Origin of the sequence: Micromonospora sp. NPDC049799 (assembly GCF_040656655.1) — a bacterium.
GTDB lineage: Bacteria > Actinomycetota > Actinomycetes > Mycobacteriales > Micromonosporaceae > Micromonospora.
On the sequence record NZ_JBFAMU010000011.1, the window covers coordinates 26,311 to 34,267 of the forward strand.

At 74.5% G+C, this 7,957-nt stretch carries 10 protein-coding genes; 7 read left to right on the forward strand and 3 right to left on the reverse strand.

Annotated elements, in window-relative coordinates; all coding sequences use genetic code 11:
* Window position 1 precedes the first annotated feature (1 nt).
* From AB0I76_RS02480 to AB0I76_RS02505, 6 genes are all read left to right on the forward strand, one after another.
* Window positions 2–877, forward strand: a complete 876-nt coding sequence (locus AB0I76_RS02480) for a PH domain-containing protein (protein WP_357028816.1) — start codon at window positions 2–4, stop codon at window positions 875–877.
* 82 nt (window positions 878–959) lie between these two features.
* Window positions 960–1,763, forward strand: a complete 804-nt coding sequence (locus tag AB0I76_RS02485) for a SigE family RNA polymerase sigma factor (RefSeq protein ID WP_357028819.1) — start codon at window positions 960–962, stop codon at window positions 1,761–1,763.
* A gap of 56 nt (window positions 1,764–1,819) precedes the next feature.
* A complete protein-coding gene (locus tag AB0I76_RS02490; protein WP_357028822.1) occupies window positions 1,820–3,013 on the forward strand; it encodes a hypothetical protein in 1,194 nt (397 codons plus the stop codon).
* Between the two features lie 35 nt (window positions 3,014–3,048).
* A complete protein-coding gene (locus tag AB0I76_RS02495) occupies window positions 3,049–3,909 on the forward strand; it encodes a PHP domain-containing protein (protein ID WP_357028825.1) in 861 nt (286 codons plus the stop codon).
* A gap of 40 nt (window positions 3,910–3,949) precedes the next feature.
* The gene (locus AB0I76_RS02500; protein ID WP_357028827.1) at window positions 3,950–4,564 is read left to right on the forward strand and encodes a MarC family protein; all 615 of its coding nucleotides are present in this window, start codon (window positions 3,950–3,952) and stop codon (window positions 4,562–4,564) included.
* Window positions 4,565–4,609: 45 nt separating this feature from the next.
* Entirely contained in the window at window positions 4,610–5,548 is a 939-nt protein-coding gene (locus AB0I76_RS02505) for a PD-(D/E)XK nuclease family protein (RefSeq protein WP_357028830.1), read from the forward strand.
* 6 nt (window positions 5,549–5,554) lie between these two features.
* On the opposite strand, the gene AB0I76_RS02510 is transcribed toward AB0I76_RS02505, so the two are convergent.
* Both AB0I76_RS02510 and AB0I76_RS02515 read right to left on the reverse strand, forming a co-directional pair.
* Window positions 5,555–6,418: an oxygenase MpaB family protein gene (locus AB0I76_RS02510; RefSeq protein ID WP_357028833.1), complete on the reverse strand. Its 864-nt coding sequence runs from the start codon at window positions 6,416–6,418 to the stop codon at window positions 5,555–5,557.
* Between the two features lie 46 nt (window positions 6,419–6,464).
* The gene (locus tag AB0I76_RS02515) at window positions 6,465–6,893 is read right to left on the reverse strand and encodes a Fur family transcriptional regulator (RefSeq protein WP_357028836.1); all 429 of its coding nucleotides are present in this window, start codon (window positions 6,891–6,893) and stop codon (window positions 6,465–6,467) included.
* Between the two features lie 196 nt (window positions 6,894–7,089).
* Here AB0I76_RS02515 and AB0I76_RS02520 point away from each other — a divergent pair, with 196 nt between their 5' ends.
* Entirely contained in the window at window positions 7,090–7,572 is a 483-nt protein-coding gene (locus AB0I76_RS02520) for a hypothetical protein (RefSeq protein WP_357028839.1), read from the forward strand.
* A 14-nt stretch (window positions 7,573–7,586) separates the two neighbouring features.
* Here AB0I76_RS02520 and AB0I76_RS02525 read toward each other — a convergent pair whose 3' ends face one another.
* Window positions 7,587–7,931: a hypothetical protein gene (locus AB0I76_RS02525; RefSeq protein ID WP_357028842.1), complete on the reverse strand. Its 345-nt coding sequence runs from the start codon at window positions 7,929–7,931 to the stop codon at window positions 7,587–7,589.
* Window positions 7,932–7,957 lie beyond the last annotated feature (26 nt).

Here is a 7,957-nt window from a genome sequence, read left to right on the forward strand (position 1 = left end):
GATGGGAAGCCCCTCCGGTCCACCGTTCGACCCGGACGACCCCGACCGGGAGCGCCGGGAACGCGACACCGAGCCGATCCCGCGGGTCGGGCCCGACGACGGGCCGGGCCCCCGTCCCGGCCCGGGTGCCCCCGACGACTCGCTGTTCTCCGACGACGTCGGCTACGGCGATCCCCGCGGATACCCGGGTGAGGATCGCTCGGGTCGCGCCTGGATTCGCGATCCGCAGGCCGGCTACCAGGCGCCGCAGATCTCCGAGGACGAGCTGGCGGGCCTGCGGGCCGACGCCGCCGGCGGGGCGCCCCGCCGGGTGCTCCCCCTGGAGGACGAGCCCAGCTCCCTGGTGGCGCGCTACCTCTTTCCCACCGAGCGCTACCGGGGCGAGTGGAAGCGGCACTGGGTGCACCTCGCCGTCCCGCTGACCGTCGGGATCGCCGCCACCTTCGTGCTCGGCTACCTCTCCGGCTTCCTCGCCGGTCAGGACGTCGGGGCGCTCACCACGATCGCGGTGCTGCTCTGGTTCGCCGTGATGGGCTGGGTGGCCTGGAAGGTCGCCGACTGGTGGTACGACCGCTTCATCCTCACCAACAAGCGGGTGATGGTCGTCAACGGCATCGTGACCCGGAAGGTGGCCATGATGCCGCTGGCCCGGGTCACCGACATGAAGTACGAGCAGAGCCCGAGCGGCCGCGCCCTCAACTACGGCACCTTCGTGCTGGAGTCCGCCGGCCAGGACCAGGCGCTCCGCGAGATCAAGAACCTGCCCAACCCGAACGAGCTCTACCTGCGCGTCGTCGAGGAGATGTACGAGCCGCAGGCGGTCGAGGCGCGGCTGGGCAAGGAAGCGGACGAGGCCAAGGCCGACGACGGTGCCTGAAACTTTCTGACCGAACATCGGATCAACAGCGCACCATCTTCCGTGACAGCCTGCCAGGAAGGGCAGGTCGTGGAGGTGCACGGTGCAGAGCAGGGACCCGCGGGAGGAAGAGTTCCGCGAGTTCGTAGCGGCTCGCTCCGGCGCGCTCCTGCGGACCGCGTACCTGCTGGCCGGGGACTGGGCCACCGCCGAGGACCTGTTGCAGACCGCCCTGACCAAGACGTACCTGGCCTGGAGGCGGCTCGGCGGCATCGAGGCCGTCGAGCCGTACGCCCGACGGGTCATGATCAACACGTCGACCAGCTGGTGGCGCCGACGCTGGCACGGTGAGCGGCCCACCGAGGTCCTGCCCGAGCGGGCGGCTGCCGACGAGATCGAGCGGCAGCTCGACCGGGACCTGCTCTGGCGACACCTGAGCGCGCTGCCCGCGCGGCAGCGCGCGGTGCTCGTGCTCCGCTTCTACGAGGACATGTCGGAGGCGCAGACCGCCGCCCTGCTCGACATCTCACCCGGCACGGTGAAGAGCCAGACCTCCCGGGCCCTGACCACGCTGCGCCGCCGGATGGGCGCCGACGCCACCACGGTCGACCTGCCGGTCGAGCCGACGGCTCCCGCCCCGCGTGACCGCCGCGCCGGCGAGCGGACAGCCGTCACCACCGGTCGCGGACGGTCCGCTCCCGGCCGCTCCCGGCCGAACGCACCCGCCGTCGCCCCGGCACCGGCCGTCGACACCCGACCCGGTGCGCCGGAGGCGACCGGTGGACCGTCGGTCGGGCAGGTGCCGACGGCACCGGTCGTCGCCGACGCCGGAACACGTGGGAAGACCACGGTCGACCGTCCCGTCGGGGCCGCCGCGATGCCTGCGGCCACCGGGGAGCGACGGTGACCGGTTCCGCGGGCCCTCCTGACAACCGCACGGACACCCCGACGCGTTCAAGGAGCATGAGCCCGGACGAGCTGGAGCAGGCGCTGCGGGAGACGCTCGCGCGTCGGGTCGCCGTCCCGCCCCGACTCACCGCCGACCCGGCCGGTGTGGCCATCCGACGGGCCGCGCGGTCCCAGCGACGGCGCACCCTGGCCGGGGTGGCCATGGCCGCAGTGACCACGGTGGCGGTCAGCACCGGAATGGTCCAGCTCGGCAAAGAGCCGAGGATGCCGAACGAGGCGGTCGTCGTGCTCGGCGACCCGTACGCCTCGAGCCGCCCGCCCACGACGCAGCCGGTGGCTCCCTCCATGCCGGCGGTCGACCTGCCGGTCGGTGTCGACCTGGTCCTGGGCGACGTGCTCGCCACCGCCGACGGACGGCGGCTGACGCTGGCCGGCCTGCGCCCCGTCGACCGTGTCCAGCGGAGCCGTGACAGCGAGGGCTGGCTGGTGGTCGGTGGTCCCACGGCCGCCGGCCGCTCGTTGTGGGCCGTCCGGCCCACCGGCCCGCCGCAGGTGCTGCTCTCCGGTGCCGACGAGATCGTGCTCAGCGGGGACGGCCGCCAGGTGGCCTGGCGGGAGGGGACGCAACTGGGCGAGGGCGGGATCCTCAACAACAAGGTCGTCGCCGTCGTCCGCCGGGCCGCGCCGGACGCCGCGTTCCCGGTCGGGTTCGCCGGTGACCGGGTGCTGATCCGCCTCCACCCCGAGCGGCCCGGCCACGCGCTGTGGCATCCCCCGACCGGGCAGGTGTCCGTCGGGCCGGACCGGACCACCACCCATGTCCACGGCCCCGGTCCCGACGGTCTGGTCGTGGCCCAGGTCTCCGCCGGTACGCCCCGCCGGCCCTGCCTCGCGCTGCTCGACCCCGCCCGGGACCTGGCTCCCGCGCGTACCACGTGCGGCCCGGCGCTGACCGGCGACGGCCGCGGCGGGGTCTCACCGGACGGGCGCTGGCTGCTGGTGAACGGCCGGGACACCGCGCTGCTGGTGGACCTCGCCGCCGCCACCCCGACCGGCCGCCCGGCCGGGCCCCCGGTCGTCAGCGACGTGGCGTGGACGTCGGACACGGCGCTCCACGTGACTGCCGACGGGATGCTGGTCCAGGTCGAGGCCGCCGCGGTCGTGGCCGGCCGCGAGGTGTCGTCCAGCCCGGTCGCCGGCCTGACGTCCGGAGACCGCGCGCTGCCGGTGACGGACGCCGGGTCCTGACGGGAACGCCGCGGCCCGCCCGGTAGCGTCGGGCGATGAGTTCGCGGATCGACCTGCACACCCACTCGACCGCCAGCGACGGCACGCTCACCCCCGCCGAGCTGGTCCGGGCGGCGGCCGAGGCCGGGCTGGACGTGCTGGCGCTCACCGACCACGACACCACCGCTGGCTGGGCGTCCGCCGTGCGGGCGCTGCCACCGGGTCTCGGCCTGGTCCGCGGCGCGGAGATCTCCTGCCGGTGGTTCGGCACGGAACCGGCGGTGCCCCTGCACCTGCTCGCGTACCTCTTCGACCCGGACGCCCCAGAGCTGGTGGCCGAGCTGGCCCGGGTGCGCGCCGCGCGGGAGGAACGGGGCGAGCGGATCGTGGCGCTGCTGCGGGCCGACGGGATCGACGTGAGCTGGCCGGAGATCCTCGCCGGCGCCGCCGGCGGGACCGTGGGACGGCCGCACATCGCGCAGGCGCTCATCCGGGCCGGCCTGGTCGCGACCACGAACGAGGCGTTCGGGCCGGACTGGCTCGGTGAGCGGTACCGGCTGCCGAAGGAGGACATCGACGTCTTCCACGCGGTGCGGCTGGTGCGGGCGGCCGGCGGCGTGCCGGTGTTCGCCCACCCGCGCGCCACCCGACGGGGACGCATCGTGCCGGACGCGCTGATCGCCGAGTTGGCGACGGTCGGCCTGGCCGGCCTGGAGGCCGACCACGAGGACCACTCGCCGGCCGAGCGGGCGCACGTCCGCGCCCTGGCCGGGGAGCTGGGCCTGGTCGTGACCGGATCGTCGGACTTCCACGGCACGCACAAGACGGTCCGGCTGGGCGCGCACACCACGACCGAGGAGGCGTACGAGCGGATCGTGGCCGAGGCCTCCGGGGTGACCGGTGTCGCTTACGGCTGATCCGCGTTTCGCCTCTCGGCGGCAGGACTAGGTTGATCGCGTGGATTTCAAGCTCTTCGGCGAGGTTTTCGTGACCCTGCTGGTGATCGTCGACCCGCCGGGCATGATGCCCATCTTCCTCGCGCTGACCGGCCCGCTGCCGGCCCGCGACCGTAACCGGGCGGCGTGGCAGGCGGTCGCGTTGGCGCTCGGGGTGATCGTGATCTTCGCGGTGGCCGGGCAGACCCTGCTCGACTACCTGCACGTCGACCTGCCCGCGTTGCAGGCGGCCGGCGGACTGCTGCTGGTGCTCGTCGCGCTGGAACTGCTCACCGGCAAGGCCGACGACCCCAGCCAGCAGGTCACCTCCAACATCGCGCTGGTGCCGCTCGGCACGCCGCTGCTGGCCGGTCCCGGCGCCATCGTGGCCACCATGCTGTTCGTGCAGCAGGCCGACGGTGCCGCCGACGTCACCGCCATCGCCGCCGCGATCGTCGCGGTGATGGTCGCGGTCTGGGTGGTGCTGCGCTTCTCCGGCGGCATCGTCAAGATCCTGCGGCCCGGCGGCATCGAGGTGCTCACCCGCATCGCCGGCCTCCTGCTGGCGGCCATCGCGGTGCAGCTGATCGCCGACGCGGTCGCCGCGTTCGTGACGCAGTACGTGAACATGACCTGAGCGCCGCCGCGGACGCTGTCGGGGGTGGGTGGCAGGATCGCAGGCGTGCGACGAGCCTCCTCCTCCGGCCGACCCGCCCCCACCGGCGGGCGGGCACCGCGACCCCGGAACGAGCAGTCCGAGCAGCTCGGCTTCGAGGGCATGCCGGAGCGACTGTTCGTCTGCACACCCAGCAAGTTGGGGGCCTATGAAGACTGCCCCCGGCGATACCGTTACTCCTACGTGGACCGTCCGGCCCCGCCCAAGGGGCCGCCCTGGGCGCACAACTCACTCGGCGCCAGCGTGCACACCGCCCTGAAGAACTGGTATGCGTTGCCCGCGGACCGCCGCCGGCCCGAGGCGCTCGCCGCGCTCCTGAAGGGCACCTGGGTCCGCGAGGGCTACCGTGACGACGAGCAGGAGCGTGCCGCCTACCGGCGGGCCCTGGGCTGGCTGGAGGCGTACGTCGAGACGCTGGAGCCCGGCGTCGACCCGTTGGGGGTCGAGCGGGTGGTGGCGGTGAAGACCGGTGTGCTGGCGTTCAACGGCCGCACCGACCGGATCGACTCCCGTCCCGGGCCGGACGGCCCCGAGCTGGTCATCGTTGACTACAAGACCGGGCGCTCCGGGTTGGACGCCGACGACGCGCGGGGCTCCCAGGCGTTGGCGCTCTACGCGTACGCGGCGGAGCGGACGTTCCGCCGCCCGTGCCGCCGGGTCGAGCTGCACCACCTGCCCAGCGGCACGGTCGCCGCACACGACCACACCCCGGAGTCGCTGGCCCGGCAGCTCGACCGGGCCGAGGAGACCGCCCGGGACATCATGGCCGCCGAGAAGGCGGTCGCCGGGGGCGCCGACGCCGACGAGGCCTTTCCGACCGCACCCGGGCCGCGCTGCGGCTGGTGCGACTACCGGCGCACCTGTCCGGTGGGCGCCCAGACGCCGGGCAAGGACCCCTGGGCCGCCGTCGACCGCCCGGCCGAGGTCCGGGAGACCCCGGCCTGAGTCGGGTCAGCCGGTGACCGGGGCGGGCGCCAGTCGGGCGGCGCGTTCCTTCGCCGCGATCTGCATGGGGCCCTCCCGCCAACGGCGCGGCAGGGTGGCGAGCGCCAACCGGAGCGTGCGTACGGTCAGGTCGGCGGAGAGCGCGGTGGTGGGCAGGCCGAGGCCGCCGTACATCCGCCGGGCCCAGCCGGGCTGCAGCGCGAACGCGGTGCCGGCGATGCCCAGGTACGCCCAACGGGGCGGGCCCAGGTTGAGCCCGATGCGGGCGGGGAGGCTCAGCTTCCACGGCAGCGGGGGAGCGGTGAGGAAGAGTGCCGTCTCCGCCGCCTCGCGGGTCATCCGCAGCTCGGGGCGGACCCGCCGGTAGTAGTCCGCCACCTCGGCGGCGCTGCCCGGCACGGTCTCCGGGTCCAGGCCGACCAGGGCGGCGGCCCGCCGCTGCTCGGTGTAGTAGCCGTCGACCTCGTCGTCGGTCAGGGACAGCCCCGCCCGGCGTGCGGTGTCGAGGAACGACTCGATCTCGGTGACGTGCACCCAGCGCAGCAGGTCGGGGTCGTCGACGCGGAACTCCTCCCCGGTGAACGGGTCGGTGGCCCGCAGTCGGGCGTGCAGCCGGCGCAGCCGGGCCCCGGCCGCCTCCGCCTCGGCGGTGGTGCCGTAGATGGTGGTCCCGACGTAGGTGGCGGTGCGAACGAGGCGCCCCCAGGCGTCGGTGCGGTAGTTGCTGTTCTGGGCCACCCCGGCCATCGCGCGGGGGTGCAGGGCCTGGAGGTAGAGCGAGCGCAGGCCGGCGACGATCAGGATCGGCTCCTCGTGCACCTTCCACGTGACCGATCCCGGACCGAAGAGGCCGAGGTCATCGGAGTCCACCGACCAAGAGTGCCACGGCGCGGCGGCGCGCACGGGGCCGAGCGGGTCAGTCGTCGGCGGCGCGACGGGCCTGGCAGCTGGGGCAGAGGCCCCAGAAGGTCACTTCCGCCTCGTCCACCTGGAAGCCGTGGGCGGTGTGCGGGTCGAGGCAGGGGGCGCTGCCGACCGCGCAGTCGATGTCGGCGATCTCGCCGCAGCCCCGGCACACCACGTGGTGGTGGTTGTCGCCGGCCCGCGCCTCGTACCGGGCGGGGCTGCCGGCCGGCTCGATCCGCCGGGAGAGCCCGGCCCGGGACAGCGCGCCGAGCACGTCGTACACCGCCTGGGTGGAGACGGAGTCGAGGCGCTCGCGGACCCGCCGGGTGATCTCGTCCACCTCGAGGTGCCCGCCGGCGGCCAGCACGTCGAGCACGGCGAGGCGCGGTCGGGTGACCCGCAGGCCACGCGACCGGAGCAGGTCCTCCCCGGTGGACATGCGCCAATGACAGCACGCGGATCCGGGGCCGACAACCGACGTGCTCGCGCAGGTGGCCCCGGCCACAGCCGATACGTGCACGCGACGGGGTGAACCGGACCCTGGTGCGGTGCGTGTGACCCGGTGAGAGCCCTGGGCGGGCCAGCCCGCGCACCGTACGCTGGCAGCCCGCGACCGCGTACCGCCGGAGGTATCGATGTTCGAGCAGATCCTGGGTCTACCGGCGCACGTGCTGGTGGTGCATGCGGTCGTCGTGTTCGTGCCGCTGCTGGCCCTGCTGTCCGTCGCGTACGTGGCGTTGCCCCGGTTCCGGTCCCGCCTGGACTGGGCGGTGCTCGGCGCGGCGGTGGTCGCGCCGCCGACCGCCTGGTTCGCGGTGGAGTCCGGCGAGCGGCTGACCGACGTCTTCGTGGCCCGCGGCCTGCAGGGGCCGATCGTGGACCAGATCTTCGAGCACTCCCGCTACGGCGACCTGCTCTTCCGCTACACCCTGCCGCTCGGCGTCGCGGCCGTGGCGCTGCTCGTGGTGACCAGCGGGCACCCCCGGGTGCCGAAGCTGCCGTTCTGGCTGACCCCGGCCCTGTCGGTGGTGGTGGTCGCGCTGGCCGCCGCCAGCCTCGTGTACGTCTACCTCACCGGGCACTCGGGCGCCGAGGCGGTCTGGGGCAACACCCTCTGACGGACCCCCGGCCCTCAGAAGACGAGCCGGGAACAGAGCAGGCAGACGAGGATCACCACCACCACCGCCACGCCCACCCCGATCCCCTGGGTGAGGCGCTGGGCGCGCTGCTCGGCCAGGTCCAGCTCGGCCATGTCCTGTGCCGGCAGCCGCCGGGGCGGTGGGGGTTGCACGTGCACCGGCGGTCGCCAGTCGGCCGGGGGCGGCGTGGTGGGCGGGGGACCTGCGTAGCCCGCTTCGCCCTCCTCGTCGCCGGGCGGAACGGCGGGCCCGTCGCGGGCCGGGTCGGGCCGTCGCCAGTAGTCGTCCGGGTCGGGGCCGGTGCCGGGGCCGAGCGGGTCAGCTCGACGCCCACCCAGAACCGTTCGTCGTCCTCCTGGTAAAC

What these genes read in the sequence shown, in the direction of transcription:
- AB0I76_RS02495 (WP_357028825.1), top strand. Translation starts at nt 3,049, where the DNA reads ATGAGTTCGCGGATCGACCTGCACACCCACTCGACCGCCAGCGACGGC.
- AB0I76_RS02515 (WP_357028836.1), bottom strand. Translation starts at nt 6,893, where the DNA reads ATGTCCACCGGGGAGGACCTGCTCCGGTCGCGTGGCCTGCGGGTCACC.
- AB0I76_RS02490 (WP_357028822.1), top strand. Translation starts at nt 1,820, where the DNA reads ATGAGCCCGGACGAGCTGGAGCAGGCGCTGCGGGAGACGCTCGCGCGT.
- AB0I76_RS02480 (WP_357028816.1), top strand. Translation starts at nt 2, where the DNA reads ATGGGAAGCCCCTCCGGTCCACCGTTCGACCCGGACGACCCCGACCGG.
- AB0I76_RS02520 (WP_357028839.1), top strand. Translation starts at nt 7,090, where the DNA reads ATGTTCGAGCAGATCCTGGGTCTACCGGCGCACGTGCTGGTGGTGCAT.